Origin of the sequence: Flavobacterium sp. FlaQc-48 (assembly GCF_044007335.1) — a bacterium.
Taxonomy (GTDB): domain Bacteria; phylum Bacteroidota; class Bacteroidia; order Flavobacteriales; family Flavobacteriaceae; genus Flavobacterium.
Window position 1 is genome coordinate 83,537 of record NZ_JBIPCR010000016.1, and the last position, 22,079, is coordinate 105,615.

The 22,079-nt window shown below is 37.0% G+C and carries 8 protein-coding genes; 5 read left to right on the forward strand and 3 right to left on the reverse strand.

Annotated elements, in window-relative coordinates:
- The first annotated feature begins 77 nt into the window (after positions 1-77).
- From ACHRWY_RS21400 to ACHRWY_RS21420, 5 genes are all read left to right on the forward strand, one after another.
- Positions 78-7,055: a leucine-rich repeat domain-containing protein gene (locus tag ACHRWY_RS21400; RefSeq protein WP_395357399.1), complete on the forward strand. Its 6,978-nt coding sequence runs from the start codon at positions 78-80 to the stop codon at positions 7,053-7,055.
- Positions 7,056-7,089: 34 nt separating this feature from the next.
- A complete protein-coding gene (locus tag ACHRWY_RS21405; protein WP_395357401.1) occupies positions 7,090-15,357 on the forward strand; it encodes a T9SS type A sorting domain-containing protein in 8,268 nt (2,755 codons plus the stop codon).
- A 163-nt stretch (positions 15,358-15,520) separates the two neighbouring features.
- Positions 15,521-16,111: a nucleosidase gene (locus ACHRWY_RS21410; protein WP_395357402.1), complete on the forward strand. Its 591-nt coding sequence runs from the start codon at positions 15,521-15,523 to the stop codon at positions 16,109-16,111.
- 170 nt (positions 16,112-16,281) lie between these two features.
- Complete coding sequence (locus tag ACHRWY_RS21415) at positions 16,282-16,872, forward strand: Crp/Fnr family transcriptional regulator (RefSeq protein ID WP_395357404.1); 591 nt, start codon at positions 16,282-16,284, stop codon at positions 16,870-16,872.
- 79 nt (positions 16,873-16,951) lie between these two features.
- Positions 16,952-17,644: a lysostaphin resistance A-like protein gene (locus ACHRWY_RS21420; RefSeq protein ID WP_395357406.1), complete on the forward strand. Its 693-nt coding sequence runs from the start codon at positions 16,952-16,954 to the stop codon at positions 17,642-17,644.
- 149 nt (positions 17,645-17,793) lie between these two features.
- Here the strand turns inward: ACHRWY_RS21420 and nagB are convergent, their stop codons facing one another.
- From nagB to ACHRWY_RS21435, 3 genes are all read right to left on the reverse strand, one after another.
- Positions 17,794-19,722, reverse strand: a complete 1,929-nt coding sequence (gene nagB / locus ACHRWY_RS21425; protein WP_395357407.1) for a glucosamine-6-phosphate deaminase — start codon at positions 19,720-19,722, stop codon at positions 17,794-17,796.
- Between the two features lie 225 nt (positions 19,723-19,947).
- Entirely contained in the window at positions 19,948-20,742 is a 795-nt protein-coding gene (locus ACHRWY_RS21430; protein WP_395357409.1) for a gluconate 5-dehydrogenase, read from the reverse strand.
- A 149-nt stretch (positions 20,743-20,891) separates the two neighbouring features.
- Positions 20,892-22,022, reverse strand: a complete 1,131-nt coding sequence (locus ACHRWY_RS21435; protein ID WP_395357410.1) for a DUF4861 family protein — start codon at positions 22,020-22,022, stop codon at positions 20,892-20,894.
- Positions 22,023-22,079 lie beyond the last annotated feature (57 nt).

Genomic DNA, 22,079 nt, shown 5'->3' on the forward strand with positions numbered 1-22,079 from the left:
AAATGCTTTTCCTACTTTTAATGCAATTTTTTAACAAAAGGTATCTTCTTAAAATACTGGCAATTAAACATTACGATATGAATAAAAAACTACTTATTGGAATGCTATTTCTTTTTAGCAGTCTTTCTTTATTTGCAGTCAATACTAACGTTAACATTCCTGTTCCGGATTTGGAGTATCAGGCTTTGGTTGATTTTTACAAAGCAACGGGAGAATCTAACTGGACGAATAAATGGAATACTAAAGAAAACAATCTGCATGAAGTGGCCTGGTATGGGGTAACGGTCGAAAACGGCCACGTTACCGCTATTAACCTCAATAATACGAGTAACATTACAGGTGCGATTCCGGCTTCTTTTGGAAACCTGAAATTTCTTAAAACCCTTTCTATTTATGGCGGCAGTTATGCAAAAGACTTAAGCACGACTGATCTGGGCATTTTTTCAGAATTAGAAGCTCTGGAGTCATTAGACCTGAGATACTGCAAGTTAAAAGGGATTATTCCGGCATCGTGGGGTAAACTGAAAAAGCTTAAGACCCTTAATTTAAGCAATAATGCCATTACAGGATTATCACCTGAATTTGGTCAGCTTGAAAGTTTAGTAACGGCAGAACTTTCTGAAAATCAGATACCGGTTTTGATAAAAGAACTAGAAAACTTAACAGCACTCAGAACGTTAAATTTAAACTACAATAAAATTTCAAGTATTGTGGGTTTATTGCCGGGTGTGGTAAATCTAAGCTTGTATTATCAGGCAGTGAATATTGAAAATCTAACCTACAAAGGAACCGATTTAAAAATAGACAACCTGCCTAATATGGTTACTTACAACCGAACTAAAAATGATTTTTCTGCCAAAAGGCAATTCTCTGTATACGTTCGGGGCACTGAGGCAGGTACAAATGTAACCATGGCTGCAGACGGCAGTTTAACAATTCCTTCGGCTTACTTGTCAACTTTAAAAAATGGTGACGAAATATACTTATATCAGCAATATGATTCCTCAACCGGAAGTGTATCATATTACAGCCGTATTTATTTTACCAGCGTAAAAGTAAACCAGCCTGCTGTTTCTAATATCGAATATCAGGCATTAGTCGATTTTTATAATGCAATGGGCGGAAGCAACTGGAACAACAAATGGGATATTAACGAAAACAATCTGAATGAAGGTGCCTGGACTGGTTTAAGTATCGAAAACGGACATGTAACAGGATTAAATCTTAATAATACCAGCAGCGTTTCGGGTGCTATTCCGGCTTCTTTCGGGAATTTAAAATACTTGCGAAATCTTTCGCTTTATGCAGGAAGTTATTCTAAAAACCTAAGTACAACAGACTTAAACGTTTTATCAGAATTACAATCTTTAGAAACGCTGGATATGAGATATTGCAGAATAGCAAGTGCCATTCCGTCTTCATGGAGCAAATTAAAAAAGCTAAAAACAATTAGTTTGTATAATAACTCCATTACGGGATTACCGGAAGAATTAGGTGAAATGGAAAGCCTGGTTACGTTAGACGCTCCTTATAACCAGATCAAGACCATTCCGGCGTCGATAGGCAATCTGGCAAATTTGGAGACGCTAAACCTTTCAGACAATCAGGTTGAGGTTTTAATAAAAGAATTAGAGAATATTACCACCTTAAAGAATTTAAATCTTTCGAACAACAACATATCAAATATTGCGGCCTTGCTTAGCAGTTCTGTTAATTTACAGCTGTATTATCAAAACATGAATATCGAAGGACTTGTGTATACAGGCGCTGATGTAAAAGTGCAGAATTTGCCCAATACGGTTTATTACAACAGGACAAAAAATGATTTTTCGGCCAGAAGACCATTTGGAGTTTACGTGGGAGGAAACCAGACAGGAAATAACGTTACCGCAGAAGCAGATGGCAGTATAACCATTCCGGCCTCATATCTCGCTTCCATCAAAACCGGAGATCAGTTTTATTTGTATCAGCAGTACGATTCCTCAACAGGAAGTGTTTCGTATTATTCAAAAGTCAATTTTGTAAATGTAAAAGTAGACCAGCCTAAAATACCGGAAGAAGAATATCAGGCTTTGGTTGATTTCTACAATGCAATGGGAGGAATTAACTGGAATAATAAGTGGAATGTTGCCACAAATAATCTCCATGAAGGAGCCTGGTATGGTGTAAGCATTGAAAACGGACATATTACAGGCCTTAATTTAAATAACAATTATTATGTTTCCGGCGCGATTCCGGCATCGGTCTCCAATTTAAAATACCTTAAAAACCTTTCGCTTTATGGCGGAGGTTATAACAAAGATTTAAGTACAACCAATTTAAATGTTATTGCAGAACTGGAATCTTTAGAATCTTTAGATTTACGATATACCAAAATTAAAGGTGATATCCCTGCATCGTGGAGCAAACTAAAAAAGCTGAAAACAGTTTATATAGGATACAATGCCCTGACTGCTTTACCGGAAGATATGGGGGCGTTAGAAAGCCTGGTCACTTTTGAAGCGCCGAATAACCAAATAAAAGCAATTCCCGTATCGACGGGCAATCTTACCAATCTCGTAACACTGAATTTATCCGATAATAAAATTACTGTTCTGATAAAAGAACTGGAGAATATTGCGGCTTTGAGAACCTTAAATCTGGCAAACAATAGTATCGCAGACATTGCAGGATTACTGAACAGTCAGGTTAACCTGGCGTTGCATTATCAAAGCATAAATGTTGAAGGATTGGTTTATACAGGTGCTGATGTAAAAATCCAAACCTTGCCTAATACGGTGTATTACAACAGAACCAAGAATGACTTTTCGGCCCGAAGACCATTTGGTATTTATGTGGGAGGCAACCAGATTGGAAGTAATATCACAGCAGCAGCAGATGGGAGTGTGATTATCCCGGCATCTTCACTGGCTTCCATCAAAACCGGAGATCAGTTCTATTTGTATCAGCAATACGATTCCTCAACAGGAAGTGTTACTTACTATTCAACAGTTAATTTTGTTAATGTAAAAGTAGATCAGCCTAAAATACCAGATGAAGAATATCAGGCATTAGTTGATTTTTATACGGTAATGAACGGAACAAACTGGAACAATAAATGGGATGTTACGACAAACAACCTGCATGAAGGGGCGTGGTACGGGGTAAGCATCGAGAACGGCCACATTACCGGACTAAACCTAAACAATAACTATGCTGTTTCAGGAGCTATTCCGGCATCTGTAAAAGATTTAAAATACCTAAAAAACCTTTCACTTTACGGTGGCGGTTACAATAAAGATTTAAGCACAACAGATCTAAGTGTTTTGTCAGAACTGGAATCTCTGGAGTATTTAGATCTGAGATATACCAGGATCAAAGGAGACCTTCCTGCATCGTGGAATAAGTTAAAAAAACTAAACACCTTGTATTTGAACAACAATGCGCTTACTGCTTTGCCTGAGGATTTTGGCGGAATGGAAAGTTTAGTGACCGTTAACGTTGCTTCTAACCAGATAAAAGCAATTCCCGCTTCAACAGGGGATCTTAGTAAATTAGTGACTTTGAATCTTTCTTCGAACCAGATCGAAATACTGATTAAAGATTTAGAAAAAAATACCGCTTTACAGACTTTAAATCTTTCGGGGAATAAAGTTTCGACTATACAGGGATTATTGTCCAGTCAGGTTAGTTTAGAACTGACCTCGCAAACCCTAAGTATTCCTAATTTTCTATACGAAGGGAATGATGTAAAGGTTAGCAATCTGCCCAATGTAGTACTTTACAATAAAGCAACAAATGACTTCTCTGCACAAAGGCCATTTCGATTGTATGTAAAAGGAAATCAGGTAGGAAATAATTTAAGGGTTGCAGGAGACGGAACGATAACAATCCCGGCAGATTACCTTTCGACCTTAAAAACGGGAGATGAACTGTATTTATATCAGGATTACGAGAGTGCTAATTCAACTTCTTACGATTCCAGGATTTACTTTACCAATGTAAAAGTAGACCAGCCTAAAATACCGGATGCAGAATACCAGGCTTTAGTTGATTTTTATAACGCCATGAATGGTACAAACTGGAGCAATAAATGGGTAACTGCCGAAAACAACCTGCATGAAGGTGCCTGGTACGGAGTTAGTATTCAAAACGGCCACATTACAGGATTAAACCTGAACAATAATTCGAATGTTTCAGGAACAATTCCGGCCTCTTTTGCCCATTTAAAATACTTAAAAAACCTTTCTTTATATGGAGGAAGTTATTCGAAAAATTTAAGCACAACCGATTTAGGAATTATTTCGGGACTTGAATCCTTAGAATCTTTAGACTTACGATATACTAAATTAAAAGGTAGTGTTCCTTCTTCATGGAGCAAATTGCAGGCTTTAAAAACTTTGTATTTAAATAGTAATACGATTGACGATGCAGATGAAGCCCTAACGCATTTACCGCTTTTAAAAACGGTTGATTTTTCTAATCAAACCATTACAATTCCAACCATCGAAGTGGGGGCTAATGAATTGGTTATAAATTTACCAACTTTATCAACGTTCCTTTTTAATGCCAATGGCGGTGTGATTAATAACAAGAACCATTTTACCCTTTTTATTAATGGGGTAAACAAAGCGTCAAATTATTCTAATAGTGAAGGAAAACTGATCTTTAAGGATATTGCTTTATTTGGTATTAAACTAACAGATCAAATTAGAATTGTACAAAACGACGGAACTGCACAGGGAACTTCAATTAATTATACTCAGGTTGTTTTTGGAAAACCATTAACCGACGAAGAATTTGAAATTCTGAAAAAATTCTACGCCAGTACAAACGGAGCACAATGGACACAAAAATGGGATATTTCACAAAATAAACTTCATGAAGTAAGCTGGTACGGAGTAGGAACAAAAGACGGACACGTAGTTTCGCTGAGTTTATCCGGAAATAATTTATCCGGAACACTTCCGGCCGAGTTATCTGATTTGGCTTATTTAGAGACTTTAAACCTGCAGTTGAATGCGATTGAAGGATCAATTCCGTCTGATTTAGGAAGACTGACCAAGCTGAAAACCCTTACTTTACAATCCAATAAATTTCAGGGAACGTTACCTGTTTTATCCGGAATTTCAGGATTGAAAAAAGTATCTGTGGCAGGCAATACATTCAAAGGAACCATTCCGGGGCATTTGAATGATTTTGAAAATATAGAACAAATTGACCTTTCGAATAATGGTTTCGAGGCTTTAGAAAAACCTTTTACGTATGATTTAGCCAAAGTCTATGTAAACCTGAGAGGGCAGGTTATCGTAAAGAACGAATATCTTTATTTAAAAGGGGATGAAATAGTGGTGGATCTTCCTGCTATTACAACATACAACGAAACACAACAGGATTATAGCGGGCAATACCAGTTTGAATTACAGGCCAATAATTTCAAAATTTCTGAAGCAACAGTTGCAGGAAATACGATTACATTCCCGAATATTTCTGTAGCAAGTATTCCAACCGGCGCTAAAATTGCAATTTGGCAGAAAAACGGAACTTCGCAAGGAACTTATTTACAGTTTAAAGGAATTGCTGATGGCTCTGAAACACCCTTAATTGCTGAAGAATATGATGCTTTGGTAGCCTTTTTCCAAAATGCGGGAGGTACAGGATGGAAAGAAGTCTGGGATACTTCTTCAAACAATCTTCATGAAAAGAAATGGAAAGGTGTTACAACAAATGACGGACATGTTGTTTCGATCAATCTTCCTGACAATAGCCTAACCGGAAATATTAGTGCTGAAATTGGAAAATTTACGGAATTACAAAACCTGAATCTGGCCAAAAATAAACTAACGGGTGCAATTCCGGAATCTTTATCAAAAGTAACCAAACTAAAAACGGCTGATCTTTCAGAAAATGAACTAAAAGGAATTGAAGCTGCATTTTTACCGGCAGTGACGTTTAAAATTGATCGCCAGAAAATTAATCTGGGCGAATTGCCTTTAAATCTAAATACGGTTTTAAAAGACCAAAAAATAAATCATTACGATCATACCAATTCGGTTTTTAATGCCACTCAGTCGTATAATATGACAATGAAAGACTATTTTCAAATGGTGACAGTTCCTGAAGACGGCATTAAACTGACTAACATTTTAAGCGAATGGAATGTTCCAAACAATCAGACATTGGAATTGAGACAAATCGCAGGATCGGCAAGAAATAGTGTACTCACTTATACCATAACTTACAGAGAAGGAGATTCAAATTTAGACGGCATTGTCAATATTCTGGATATTCAGTCTTCTTTGAATTACACTTTAAGCCAGAAACCAAAATTCTTTAATTATGGCGCAGCCGATATCAATAAGGATAAAAACCTAAATGTACTGGATATTATTTTACTGATTAATAAAATTCAGGCGGGAACACTAGAGAATTCTGCCAGTACAAAACGACAGGCTTTAGCAGGTAATGAAGAGGTTGTTTTAAGTATAGAAGACCATATACTTTACATCGACAATCAATTGGCTTCGACAGCAGCATTTGACATTCGTTTAAAAGACGGTAACAAAGCAGAAATAAAAGAACTTCTTTCTCCTATTGGTTATACTGTTTCAGTTGCAGAACGTGACGGCGAAATAAGTATTGCCGGTTTTGCTATGAATCAATCACTTTCAGGAAAACAAGCCATTGCAAAAGTGTCGCCTCAAACGAAGATTGTTTCGGCGATGATTTCGAATGCAGATGCACACGAATTGACTTATGCCCTTTCAAAAGGAAGCTTAGGGCTTGATGATATTGAAACAAACACTGCCATTGCGCTGTTAAATTATCCAAATCCATTTACGGATAAAACGGTAATTCAGTATCATTTATCTGAAAGTGCAGGAAAAGCAACATTGAAAATTTTTGATACGGCAGGAAGAACTGTTTACACACAATCAGATCTTGATACTTCAGCAGGAAATCATGAATTTACTTTTCAGCGAAAAGATCTTGCTTCGGGAATCTACTTCTATACCATTGAAGTACAGAATGGGGCAAAACCTGCAGTTTTTAAAGGAAAAATGTTAATACAATAAACTCACCATAATGATAGCGAACAAATTGAAAACAATGAAAATAAAACCTTTTTTGGTCTTTATCTTCCTATTTTTAGGAACATTCATACAGGCACAAAATAGTTTAAAAGTAGTAAATGCATCAGCCGGACCGGGCGAAAAGTCGTCGATCCTGATTGATTTGGCTAATGCCGATGAGGTTGTGGGGGCAGAATTTACGATCACCGTTCCGCAGGGATTAATTGTTAGTGAAAAAGACAGTAAAATTATAGAAAGCCGTAAAGGCGATCATGCGATTTATGTCAATATCGAAAAGAATAATCCGCGAAATTATCACTTTATTATTCTTTCGCTCACCAGCACTTCTTTTAAAGGTAACAGTGGTAGTTTATTAGAAATTCCCGTTGAAATTCCGTTAAATTATACTTCGGGACAAACACACAATTTAGACTTATCGGGTGTAGTATTGAGTTCAAAAAATGCAGTTGATATTGGTTCCGGTCATGTTAATGGAAAATTAACGATTGCCACAGCACAATATCCTGATTTAACTATTTCCGGAATTACAGCAGCCGAATCTAAAATTACTCCGGAAGGAAAAATTAATGTTTCATGGGGTGTTGACAATATTGGAGGCCGAATTGCTTCGGGCGGATGGATTGAGCAGGTAAGCATCGTTTCGGATCAGACGGGATTAGAATACAATCTGGGAACCGTTTCGTATAATGAAGATTTAGACAAACAGAAATCAATAAGCCGAAGTGCCGCCTTTAATCTGCCTAAGGTTTTTGGAATTGAAGGCAATGTAAAAGTAAAAATTAACATTATTGCCAATACTGCGGTAAAAGAACCGGATGCTTTAAAAAACAATAATAAAGTAACTGCAGCAAACTCCATTTTACTTGAAAAACGTTTGTACTTAACCTTAGACAAAAAAAGCATCGATGAAAATGCCACAGAAGTTATCAGGGCAACCTTAACCCAAAGTGGTGACAGAAGCAGTGATAAAGCTTTTGAATTAACAGCTTCTCTAATTTCGCAGCTTCAATTTGATGCAAATGTAAAAATATTGAAAGACCAGTCATCGGTAGTTTTTTATATTAAACCAATTGACAATTCAGTTAGTGACGGAAACAGAACAGTATCGATTTCGATTTCAGGAAATGATTATCCTGCTGTTTCAGATAACATTGAAATTATCGACAATGAGTTTTCGACTATTATTTTAACACCTTCTAAAGTGACAGCTACAGATGGCGAAACCATTACAGTTACTTTAGAAACGGACTTAACCAAATCAAAAGATACCAAATTTACGATTACAGCAGATCAGAATTCGCGCTGGACAGTTCCTGCAGAAGTAACACTTCCTGCAGGAAGTAAAACCGCTTCATTTACAGTAACAGTAAAAAACAATAAAGTTCCGGAACAAACGGTAATTGGAAAATTAACGCTGAGGACCGAAGGTTTTCAGGCTGCCAATACAGATATTACATTAAAAAGTTCCAATGTTCCTGCATTTGAATTGGAGATTGCGCCTCAGACCATCTCAAAAGGTGATGGTGTGTATGCTACTTATGCTACAATTAAACGATTAGATAAATCGGATGTCAGTACAGCAGTCCGTTTAAAAGCAAGCGTTGCCAACTCGTTGATTCTTCCGGATATTATTGACTTTCCAGCCAATGTGAATTCCAAGAAATTTAATATTGGAGCTGTAAACAATGGAATTGTTGATGGTACTAAAATAGTCAACGTAACAGCTGATGTTTATCTGTCATCTTGCAATTGTACAATTCCTGCCGGAGATGGAAGTAAAGCGGGTAAAGATATTACAATTCTTGACAGTAACGGACCTGCATTACTTGTAAAAGCTAGTCCCGCCACAGTTAAAGCAGGAGTTCAAAAAGCAGCAAAAATTACAATTTCAAGAAATACAGTGGATACTTCTGTTGCCATTTTGGTGAAATTATCGTCAGATTCTCCAACAATTGTTTCAATTCCGGCACAAGTTTCAATTCCGGCGGGACAGGAAAGTGTAGAGGTAGAAATTAATACGATCATTGATGCCAATAAAGCCGGAGACCAAACGGTACGTATTCAGGCAGAAGCAGATAATTTCAGTTCTGGTTTTATCTGGATCTTAGTGACAGATCAAAACAAACCTGATGCTGTAGTTACGTCAGTAAAGGCAACTGCCGAAGCCAATGGAGAAGACACGATCGAAGTAACCGCTTCTATAACAAATCAGGGATTTGCAGTTTTAGCAAAAGGGGCAAAAATTGAATATTATCTATCTAAAGATAAATCGACCAAAAATGCTATTCTCGTATTTACATCACAAATTGATACTGATATTGATTCAGGAAAAAAACTGGATCTGCTAAAATCAATTAAACTGCCGCAGCAGGCAGGCGATTATTACTTAATTGCGGTTGTAAATGCAGACCAAAAAATAAATGAATTATCATATAACAATAATGAAGCTTATTCGGCAATAAAATTATATTCCAGTTACACGGCCATAAGCACAGTTTCTAAAGCCATTTACAAATCAGGCGAATGGGTTGCGATTACAGGATCGGCTAAAATGGCCAATAATGCGCCAGCTGTAAATAAAGAAGTTGAAATCACCATTTCTGACGGAAGTTTTACCCGTGCATTTAAAGTAAAAACAAATGCTTCAGGAAATTTTGCCTATGATTTTGAACCTTTGCAGGCCGAAAGCGGACATTATACGGTGAGTGCAGGTTATCCGGGGACAAAAAATGCAGTTCAGGCGGAGTTTGATATTGTTGGTTTTGAATGGACAAACAAACCTTCGGATTATTTAAAATGGGAAGTGGTAACCAAAGTGCCATACAAAGGAGAATTTAAATTAAAAAACAACAGCAAAACTCCTTTAACCAATATAACGATCGAATTGCCTGCAGATGCCGGGTTTACAATTCAAAGCGATCCTTTAACATTAGCTGCAGGACAAGATGGAGTTTTGAGCTATACGATCTATACCGAAACCCCTTCTGCAGAACAAAAATACTATCAGATCAATTTTAATGTGGTTTCTAATGAAGGAGCAAAACTGCCTATTTTAGCCTATTATCATGCTAAAGCGCAAACTCCGAAATTACTGGCTAATCCGGTAAGCATCAACACCACGATGATCAAAGGAACTTCTCGTTTTTATGAGGTAACAATTGCTAACACTGGAGCGATAGAGGCAGAGAAAGTAAAAGTAGATATTCCAAACCTGGAATGGATGAAGTTAAAAAGCGCCACAGTTATTGATAAAATTGCCCCAAATGAATCGGTAAAAATTATATTAGAATTAGCACCTACAGACAAACAGCAATTAAATGTGCCACTTTCGGGAAGTTTAGCACTTAACCCTGAAAACGGGGGCGGAATAGCCATTCCTTTTAAAATAGAAACCGTTTCAGAAGCAACGGGCTCATTACGAATTGACGTAGTCGATGAATATACGTTTAACACAGAACGGGCACCACATTTAAAAGGTGCGAAAGTTGTTGTTCGCCATCCTTTTTCAGGTGCTATTTTAGCAGAAGGACTTACAGATGAAAATGGTTTATTCAGTACGCCGCAAATCCCGGAAGGTTATTATACGGTAACCGTAACGGCAGATAAACATGCATCGTATCAAAATAATTTATTGGTAGATCCGGGAAAAGTGACCTCTCAGAGGGTATTTATTTCCTATCAGGCTGTGAGTTACGAATGGGTGGTGAAACCTACAGAAATTGCAGATGAATACCAGTCTGATTTGGTTGTTAAATTTGAAACAAACGTACCTAAACCCGTAATTGTAATCGATATTGATGATCCTGTTTTAAACTTAAATGCAGGAGAAAGCAGAATGAGTTATGCAACTGTTACCAATCATGGCCTGATTGCATTATCGAATGTAACCTTCAATGTAGACAACCAGCAGGATTATAAGTTTAAGCTTATGATTGACAAACTGGATGTCTTAAACGCTAAATCTACTATTATTGTTCCCATATTGATTACCAGATCAGTTTCTAGTGGAAAAAGCGCCAATGGAGGTTCAAATTGTTCTTATAACCTCATAACAAAAGGAACCTATATTTGTGAAACAGCACAAGATTTGGCAGCTTTTAAACCGTACTATGTTTTGACCTGCTCAACACCAAGTACTCCGGTTACGGGAGGAACCCCTAATTTTAACGGAGGTGGTTTTGGAGGATTAATTCCTATAGGGAATGCTATTGGAAATATTGTAACAGGACTACCTAATTTTTGTGATCCCTGTTTCTTAAAAGTGGTAAAAGGAATCTGGACATGCGGTATGACAATCAAAAGTGTGGTTTCATGTGTAACGGCTATAGGAGCTGCTGCAGAAACGGCAGGATTGGCCATTCCGGTAGCGATATACAAATGTTATAAAACAGTAAAGTCTGTTATGAAGTGTTACAAAGCCATAACCGAAGGCTATGAGGCTTGTTATGGTAAAGGGGCAGGAAGTGGCAAAAAAGCAGGCGAAAATTCCGTTTTGGATGAAATGTACAATAACATGAAGGAATATGAAAAATCCCTGAATGCTTATCAGGATTCACTGGCAGAATTGTTTGGTACTATTAATCCTGAAGCAGACGGATATGGGACTTTTTCAGATTATGTGATACCGATCATAGAAAAACAGTCTAAGTTATCTCAAAGTGATATTACGATTTTAAATAGTTTAGTTGCAGGAAAAGGAATAACTACAGAAGAAATTGCTGCCTTTGCCACAAGATGGAACAATACGGTCGATGCGTGGCATGCAGGAGTATTTGCTCCAAACGCAACTTATCCTGATATTGTAGATAAAACCAGGCTAAACCAATATGCAGCCACAGTTGCACTGGTTGAAAAATATGCAAAATCAAAAGGTTATGCTGATGCATCAAAAATGATGGAAGCCTCTCTGGAAGAACTTGACAAATATATTGCAGAGAAATCGCAAGCCAGCTCTGTTTGTGCAACTGTAACAGTTAAATTCTCTCAAAAAATAACCATGACGAGAGAAGCGTTCGAAGGTACTTTAACCATGAATAACGGTAGTGATTCTAATACCATCAAAGATCTTAATTTAGATTTAGTGATTAAAGATGAAGCCGGAAATGATAAGACTCATTTATTCCAGATCAACAAAGATGCTTTCCTTAGCGGAACAGGACTTGTAGCGCCAAATGACAGCAAATCGGGAACCGTGATTTTTATTCCGACAAAAGAGGCAGCACCTACAGTTGCAAAGTCTTATTCTTTTGGAGGAACCTTATCGTATGTAGATCCAAATACAGGAGACAGGGTTACCGTACAATTATATCCCGTAACATTAGAAGTAAATCCCAGCCCGGATTTGGTCATGCATTATTTCATGCAGCGTGATATTTTAGGAGATGACCCGCTAACAGATAAAATAGAACCAATTGTTCCGGCAGAAATGGCTTTATTAATCAAAAATGAAGGGTACGGAATTGCTAAAAATGTTCAGGTAGAATCAGTACAGCCGGAAATTATCGAAAACAAGAAAGGTCTGTTGATCGACTTTGAAATTGTGGGAAGCAATTTCAATAATGAGCCAAAACAATTGGGCTTACTAAATGTAGATTTCGGAAATATAGAACCGCAGAAAGCTGCATTGGGTCAGTGGTGGTTCACCAGTACATTATTAGGTCATTTTGTGGAGTATGATCTTAAAATAAAACATTTAAGCAGTTACGGAAACAAAAATCTAAGCCTGATCAAGGCCTCTTACGTTCATGAATTGATCAAAAGTGTAAAAGCTTATCAGGCGGGACAAGACAACATAAATGATTTCTTAGTAAATGATATTGCAGATGCCAATGATACTCCGGATGCTATTTATTATTCAGACGGAGGAAATGATGAAGTGTCTAAAGTTGCAACAGGAACCGTTTCTAATGCTATTTCTCCAACTCAGCTTACAACAACTTTAACCATGAATTCTTCTAAAACCGGTTGGAATTATGGTAATGTTGCTGATCCCGGATCAGATAAATACAAACTGGAAAGGGTAGTCAGAATTAGTGATAATCTGGAACTGCCAATTCAGAATTTCTGGCAGACATTTGTAACTTTAAAAGACGGACTTGAACCTAAGTACGAAAACAAACTTCATTTCCTGGATAAAATTTCAGGTTTAGAACGATATACTTTGTATTACACGGCTATCAATACCAATGTACCAAAAGTAGCTTCTTTTGAAAATTTACCATCAACAACTACAAAACCGGTAGAATCTGTTCAGGTGAACTTTAATAAAGCGATCAACCCAAATACATTTACATCGCAGAATATTACCTTAATGCATCAGGGAACTAAAATTCCGTTCAGTGATAGTTTTATGGGTAAAGTAAACGACTCGACTTATGTTTTAAACATCAAAACATTGTCATTGGCATCCGGTTATTATGAATTAACGGTTCAGTGTGCCGGAATTAAAGATTTAGAAGGCAATGAAGGCAATGAAGGGAAAAGCGTTTCATGGATTCAGATAATCGGTGAACTGGGAATCGTTCAGTTTAAAACAGATCAAATCGAAGCACAAGCGGTTAATAGTATTGAAATACTATTTAATAAACCCGTAAAACCTGTTCAGTTTACCAAAGACAAGCTGACTCTTAACGGAAAACCCCTGGAAAATATTTCTATTGTGACTGATGATAATCTGAAATATACAATCGTTGGATTGAACGAATACAACAAAGAAAACGGTCCGTATGAGCTGGCGGTTGATTTACCAGCTGTAAAAGCAGAAGACAATACTTTTGGATTACTTGTTCAGACAAAAAAATGGAAAGTAGATATCAGTATTCCCGAAGTTACTGCATTGACTCCAAAATATCAGGGAGCAGTACACAGTCAAAACGTGACAGATGTTTTACTAACTTTAAACAAACCTGTAAATAGTTTAGAGAAAAACTGGATTACGCTTTATAAAGGAAGTGTAAATTTAAATGCAAATTTAAATGTGGTTAAACAAGATGATTTACATTATTTAATTTCAGGCTTGGGCGAATATACACAAGCAGAAGGCGGATATAAAATCGTAGTAGATCAATCGAATTTTAAAGACCTTTCGGGGAACTTCGGAACCGGAAATTCAAGTACCATGTGGGAAGTGAAGTTCGGAAAACCTGCCGCACCTTCAAACCTGCATATCACGCCGGACAGAGGAATTTCAGCTGCAGATAATATTACTTCCGGTAACGATTTATCTATCGGCTTAACAACAAACGGAAACAAACAAACCGTAGAATTGTACGCCGTAACACCAACAGGAAAAACGTTGGTTAGCAAACAAAGTCAGGAAACAGCAAAAGAAGTTTTAATTCCGATAAAAGGATATATTGGTAAAAATACTTTTGAAGCTGTAGTGTTTGATGAATTTGGAAATGCGAGTGATGCCAGTAAGGTTGAGGTATATATTGATATTGTAGACCTTGGCTGTACGGTTACTCCGTTAAATGCAGCCAATAATGATTGTTCTGAAACCGATATTATAAAAGTTCAGTTTGCTGATGAAATTATAGCTTCGGCACTGAGCAAAAATGATATTATCGTTAAATCAGGCGGAATAGCGGTTTCTAACGAAAACATTACTTTGACTAAAGTTTCAGATAAAGAGTTTGAAATTGGAAACATTGAAAAATTTGCCGGAGATCATTCATTCGGTATTGATTTAACAAAACTGGCTAAAAAATCAAGTGGTTTACAAGGAAAAGGAGTAGTGTCTGCGAATGTTGAGACTGAATTAAATAATAGTGCCGCTATTACAGGTGATGTTTTGATTACAAATGATAACACGACAGTAATCTATACTGCAACACAATCAATGCAGACTTATACCTGGAATGTTATCGGAGGAGAAATTATCGGTCAGAGCAACAACACCGTAACAATCAAATGGACAGAAAAAGGTACACAAACACTTTCTCTACAGTATTTGACTCCCGGATCATGCAGTAAAACAACAGCATTAGAAGTAAAAGTCGAAGCTACATTAGGAGTTGATTTCCCGGTTTCGGATCAAAAAGGGTTCTTTATTTCCCCGGTCCCTAATGATGGAAACTTTACGTTAACCTTGTCAGATGATGAAGGTACTTTTGACTTAATTATTTTTGATGCCAATGGTAAAGCAGTGTACAAACAGCATAAACTGGAAATCAACAATGATTTTAGTAAGGAAATAAAAACACATTTAAGAGCTTCCGGAGTTTACTTCTTAGTACTGCACAATGCAGATAAGAGTTACAAAGCCAAGTTTTTAATTAAATAGATTTAGAAGAAGAGATGTCAATTGAGGCATCTCTTCTTTTTTATAACTTATTTTACAGCAAATAAAAAGAGCTGTTTTGGATCAAAAAATAATGATAAGATTTAATCGTAAGCAGCAATATTAAAATATCCGATATTTGCACCTCAAAAAACAGATTAAATGTATGCTGGAAATAAACGAAAAACACACCTATCCCATAAAAGATGTACTTTTTACATTTGCCTTAGCTTCTGAGGCAGCCGAAGTTTTTAAAGACCACAATGCCCTGATAACAGGAATTGGCAAAGTCAATGCGGCCTATGAATTAACGAAAGCGATACAAGTACAAAAGCCTTCAGTAATAGTAAATCTGGGTTCGGCAGGAAGTACACATTTTAAGAAAGGCGATGTGGTGTGCTGTACTAAATTTGTTCAAAGAGATATGGATGTCAGAGGATTAGGTTTTGCATTGTATGAAACTCCTTTATCAGGCCTGCCGCCGGTTCTTGAATATGGTTTAGAAATGGATGGTTTGCCGTTGGGTATTTGCGGTACCGGAGATAATTTTGAAATGAAACATGCTGAAACGATTTACAATGTAGTCGATATGGAATCTTACGCCTTAGCTATGATTGCCATGAAAGAGAATATTCCGTTTTTATGTTTAAAATACATCTCTGACGGTGCCGATGATAATGCCGCCGAAGACTGGACTGTTCAGGTTCATAAAGCCGCAGTTGCTTATGGAAGTATTTTAAAACTGAACAAGAGTTAATTACGACAATCAGGGTCTTAAAATGAAAAAAATCCACCGGATGCCCAAATTAAAAAAGGAACCCATTTTGATTTTTTCTAAAAAGTGATAGATTTAAAATCAGATACAGGACTTTTTACTGAAATTAGTTTTGTAATTTGGTTTTTGTAAAATCGATATTTCCTTTTATTATGCCTCAGAATCCTTCCCCCGAAGATGTAAAAAAGATTTTTGATTCGTATTATGCTTCAGATACCAATATCTGGGATGCATTTTCCAGAAAGATCGAAGTGCGGGAATTTAAGAAATCAGAGATCATAAAAGAATACGATCAGGTCGAAAAGTTTCTTAACATAATCATCAAAGGTTCTGCCGGATTATTTGTCTGGGATGGGAGCAGGGACATCTGTATCAATTTGCTTTACGAAAAATCTTTTATAAGTGACTATCTTTCTTTTCTTAATCGAAAGCCTTCTGTTATTAAAGTTGAAGCTTTAGAGGACCTTACTTTATGGTCGATTTCTCATACGGCCCTGACAGAACTTTATAGCCGTTCAGAAGCGGGTTTAAGAGTTGGTAAAGCGGTTTCGGAAATGTTATATGTACAAAAGCAACAGCAACAAATCGATCTGTTAACACTTACACCTCAGGATCGTTATTTAAAATTGATAGCGTCAAGGCCCGAAATTTTTCAGCGGACGCCCTTAAAAATCATTGCTTCTTATTTAGGACTTACAGCGGAAAGTTTAAGCCGCATTCGAAAAAGAATTACCGAAAAGTGATTTCTTACCCAAAGTCAATTTTAGTATTGTTTCCACTTAGTAAGTTTGTCTCAGCCTAATCAAACAAACAAATTATCTTATGAAACGTAACATTAATTATTTGGCTATTGCCGTTTTTTATATCATTGCTATCACGTGTAGATTTGTAGCAGTTAAGACAGATTTACTGGCTAATGTTGGTCATGAATATATAGCCATTTTACTGCGTGGTGTTGGTCCCGCTTTGGGCGCACTTGTGGCGATAAAATTATTTTCACTTCAAAACCCGCTTTCCTTAAAAGGAATATATAGTACTATTGTCCTGCCTTTTGTTATTTTTTGGTTGCTTCCGGCACTTTCCATTACAACGGTATACTATCTTGTATATGGTAAGTTCCCAATAGTGTTTGCCTTTACGGTTTTAGTGTATGGACTTTTGGAAGAAATTGGCTGGAGAGGTTTTTTACAGCAACAGTTAAAAGGACTGCCAACATTTTATGCTACTTTAATTATTGCGCTGCTTTGGTTCTTATGGCATCTTAATATCGAAATGTCAACAGGGAATTTAATTTTTCTGGGAATTATTTTCTTTGGAAGCTGGGGAATCGGTAAAATATATTCTAAAACCAGCTCACTTATCGCTGTTGCAGGTGTTCACTCCTTAAATAATTTTTTTGTAAAAGGAGTCCATGAAAAAGAACTGCTGGTAATTTTCGCTCTTTTGGTAATATGGATTGGATTTGTAATCGTTTACGACCGAAAATTCAAAGCTAAAGCAGGTATGCAAAGCTAAGCATAAGGTTGTTCTCTAAAATTTTAGCCTAAAAAAATGTGCAAATGTTCCGGATTTTGCACATTTTTTTGTTCTTTTCAGGAGCACAAAAATAAACGGGGGAATCTTATTATTAAGATTCCCCCGTTTTTGAAATAGTGATACAAAGTTTAAAACTCCCATCTCACAAAAGCTTCCATAGCAGCATAACGAGATAAACCTAACTGATTGTACAGTTCAGCTGTTTCACTGTTTCTGTCTTCGGCTCTTTGCCAAAATTCCCTGGCATCCGTTCCCTGAAAGACAACGCCGTCTTTTTGCGATTGATGTTTGAAGATTCCGTGACGCTTTGCCAAAACCTGATCCGGGCTCATAGGCACCGCCATTTCAACTTCGTCAATTCCCCATTCCTGCCATGCACCGCGATATAACCAAAGCCAGCAGTCGTTCATAAATAGTTGAGGTTTTAGTGCTTTAACGGCTTCAAAAACAGCATCCAGACATACCTTATGCGTTCCGTGCGGATCGGCCAGATCTCCTGCTGCATATATTTGATGCGGTTTTATTTTTTCGATCAGATCCATTGTCAGCTTAATGTCTTCCTGACCTAAAGGTTTTTTCTCAATTGCTCCGGTTTCATAAAAAGGCAATTCCATAAAATGAATCTGCTCATCCGGCAAACCCACAAAATGACTTGTAGCACGGGCTTCTCCTTTTCTGATTAATCCTTTTAAATAACGAACCTCAGGGATATCAATTTCGCTTGCTTTTTTGTTCTTTAAAAAGGTGACTGCTTTTTTATAAATGCTCTCGGCTTCAGGGCTTTTTATCCTGAATTTATCATTATAGTCAATTACAAAACTCGCAAAACGAAGCGCTTCATCATCCGCAACAGCGATATTTCCTGAAGTTTGGTACGCCACATGAACTTCATGTCCCTGTTCCTGCAAACGCATAAAAGTGCCTCCCATACTAATGATATCATCATCAGGATGCGGACTAAAAATCAATACACGTTTTCTCGCCGGTTCTGCTCTTTCAGGACGATTGGTATCATCTGCATTTGGTTTTCCGCCCGGCCAGCCCGTAATGGTATTTTGAAGTTTATTGAATATTTTAATGTTAATGTCGTATGCCGGACCGGAATCTGCCAGTAAATCGCTCATTCCGTTTTCGATATAATCAGCATCGGTCAACATTAAAATTGGCTTTTTTAAGTCTAATGCCAATCCTAAAACGGCTTTTCGGATTAGTTTATCGGTCCATACAATTTTCTCGACCAGCCACGGTCTGTTGATTCTCGTTAGTTTTGAAGAAGCTTCTTTATCCAAAACAAAAACTGCATTGTTATGTTCCTGTAAAAACGAAGCCGGAATTTGATTCGTAACTTCTCCTTCAACCGATTTTTTTATGATATTCGATTTTCCTTCTCCCCAGGCCATTAAAATAACCTGTCTGGCTTCCATAATTTTTTTTACTCCAAGCGTAATGGCCGTTCTTGGCGTATTGCTCAAACCTGAAAAATCACCGCTTGCGGCCACTCTCGTAATATGATCCAGGGCAACTAATCTTGTTTTTGAATTTTGAAGCGAACCTGATTCATTAAAACCAATATGTCCGTTGCCGCCAATTCCTAAAATCTGCAAATCAATTCCGCCCAAAGCCTCGATTTTGGCTTCATAATCGTGACAATAATTGGCGATTTCTTCTTTGGACAAAGTTCCGTCGGGAATATGATAGTTTTCGGGTAAAATATCAACCTGATCCAGTAATAATTCTTTCATGAAACGGACGTAACTATTGACAGAATCCGGTTCCATTGGATAATACTCGTCTAAGTTGAAGGTGATTACATTCTTAAAACTTAAACCTTCTTCTTTATGCAGACGAACGAGTTCAGCATATAATCCTTTTGGAGAAGAACCTGTTGCCAAGCCTAAAATACAAGATTTGTTTTCTTTTTGTCTGGATTGGATAAGCGCTGCTATTTCTCTGGCAACCGCTTTAGAAGCTTCAGTTGAATTTTCGAAAACCACTGTATTGATATTTTCAAAACGTTTTTCGAATCCTGTTGCTTTATCTAGGGTACTTTTTATCATTTTAATTTAATTTTAATCTTTTTTGAAGTTTATATCAACCTGCGTTGAGTGTATATTCAACACATAGAAACATAGAATACGAATGCTAAAAAAGGAATTTAAAAAGAAACAAGTTTCTTTCACATAGCTCACTTATGTGTATTTTAAATAAGTGAAACGCCTATTTTCAGTTTGTAAAAGCTATGTTCCTATGGGTTTAAGAATAGACCACAATGAGTTAGAATACTATTCTTCGTTAGACGGTTTTCCTATCGTAGCCAAAATTCCTCCGTCAACATATACAATATGTCCGTTTACGAAATCACTTGCTTTTGAGCTTAAAAATATGGCTGCACCCTGAAGATCCTCAGGATTTCCCCAGCGTCCTGCCGGAGTTCTGCCTATAATAAATTCATTAAATGGATGTCCGTTTACGCGAATAGGAGCAGTTTGGCTTGTTGCAAAATATCCCGGACCAATTCCGTTAGTCTGAATATTGAATTTCGCCCATTCCGTAGCCATGCTTTTGGTCAGCATTTTGAGTCCGCCTTTTGCTGATGCGTAGGCACTTACAGAATCTCTGCCTAGTTCGCTCATCATCGAGCACATGTTGATGATTTTTCCGCCTCCGCGTTCAATCATTCCTTTTGCCACATTTTTTGAAACGATAAAAGGACCTGTTAAATCTACTTTTATTACAGCTTCAAAATCAGCAACCTCCATTTCGATAATGGGTGTTCTTTTGATGATTCCGGCATTGTTAATCAAAATATCGATTGGGCCAACTTCGGCTTCTATTTTGTCGATGGCAGCAATTACGGCGGTTTCATCGGTTACATCAAACAGATAGCCATAAGCTTCGATTCCTTCAGTTTTGTATTCGGCTATGGCATTATCAACGGCTTCTTGCGAAGAATGGTCGTTTACCACAATTTTTGCACCCGCATGTCCCAGTCCTTTGGCCATAGCCATTCCCAGACCGTGAACTCCACCTGTTATAAGCGCTGTTTTTCCCGTTAAATCAAATAAGTTAATTGACATTTTTTTAAGTTTTTGGTTATTAGTAATCTTGGTTTAATATTGTTTTATCCTAACAGGTTTTTAAAACCTGTTAGGTATTTTAGTAGCGGCTGTATTTTTGAATTTACAACAGCTAATGTTTTTATGTGTTAAAAATGATTCTCAGTGTTTTATTTTACACTCACAATCAAAGGATTTTGAATTTCCTGATTAAAATGATCTAAGTAATCCATCCATTGTTTTGGGTTGGTAAATTTTCCTGCTTTATCCCACGCCGCTCCGGTATAATAGATAACAGGTTCGTTGTTTTTAACTTCTGTTTTGGCCAGTAATTGATCTTTATCCACCCACATTTTTTTTGCCGGTGTACTTAATATTACACCCACAGCAGTAGTTCCTTCTTTCTCAAAAGCAGGTTCCCAATAGCCCAGAATGCCTTGTTGTTCGTTTAGGGAAATAACTCCTGCTTTATCTCGTCTGATAATTCCAACTACAACAGGCATTGGATTTTTATCGTCAAAACTATAAGCATTTTCAATTCTGTTGAGTTGAGAACCGGCATCTAATGAAATAGTTTTTACAGCTGTAACTTTTATGCTGCCAGTGTTCCAGGTATCATAACTTAATTGAAAACTGGAACGCAAAGGGCCATTGTCTAAAACTTTCCAGCGATGGTAATTTCCGGAATAACGAATCGTATCGTTTATATAGGGAGCCATATTTCCTGCGCCTAAAGTATAACCTACATGATAATAATCTAATCCGTCGCCATGATCAATATGATAATCGTTTCGCTTGTAACGGTCGTTTAAGACAAGTTTAGAGGTACTTTTTACCCAGACATCGAATCCGTATGCATCTCCTTCTGTTTTCTCCAATGCTTTTCCGTAAGCGCGAAAAGCAATCTTATCATTTTCCCACGCAAAATCGTCCATTCGTTCCGGTACATAACGAGCGTAAGTTTTGGCTGTAAGGGGTTCCGGTTTTCCTTTTTGAATCGAAAGAGTAACAGTTGATTTTGCTTTGATATCCAATTGAACCAATAAATTCTGAATCGCTTTATTTCCTTTATGTTCTAACTGAAAAGGAACTTGTTTTTTTGTATTTGGACTAATGACAACAAAATTCGCAGTATCTATTTGCGGATAAGAGGAAAGGAGCGAAGACCATTTTATTTCTACAATATTTTCTTTTCGGTCTAACGCCGAATTATTCTGAATGGTAATTGTTGCTTTTGTCTGTGCAAGGATAGTTACTGGCAGCATCAAAGCCAGTAAAAAGGAGAGTTTTATTAGTTTCATACTATTTAATAATTGATATTTTAATGTGTTTTTTTAGGAAATCCGTTCAGAAAAGAC

Coding starts and splice junctions, on each gene's coding strand:
- ACHRWY_RS21400 (WP_395357399.1), top strand. CDS start 78: ATGAATAAAAAACTACTTATTGGAATGCTATTTCTTTTTAGCAGTCTT.
- ACHRWY_RS21405 (WP_395357401.1), top strand. CDS start 7,090: ATGAAAATAAAACCTTTTTTGGTCTTTATCTTCCTATTTTTAGGAACA.
- ACHRWY_RS21410 (WP_395357402.1), top strand. CDS start 15,521: ATGCTGGAAATAAACGAAAAACACACCTATCCCATAAAAGATGTACTT.
- ACHRWY_RS21415 (WP_395357404.1), top strand. CDS start 16,282: ATGCCTCAGAATCCTTCCCCCGAAGATGTAAAAAAGATTTTTGATTCG.
- ACHRWY_RS21420 (WP_395357406.1), top strand. CDS start 16,952: ATGAAACGTAACATTAATTATTTGGCTATTGCCGTTTTTTATATCATT.
- nagB (WP_395357407.1), bottom strand. CDS start 19,722: ATGATAAAAAGTACCCTAGATAAAGCAACAGGATTCGAAAAACGTTTT.
- ACHRWY_RS21430 (WP_395357409.1), bottom strand. CDS start 20,742: ATGTCAATTAACTTATTTGATTTAACGGGAAAAACAGCGCTTATAACA.
- ACHRWY_RS21435 (WP_395357410.1), bottom strand. CDS start 22,022: ATGAAACTAATAAAACTCTCCTTTTTACTGGCTTTGATGCTGCCAGTA.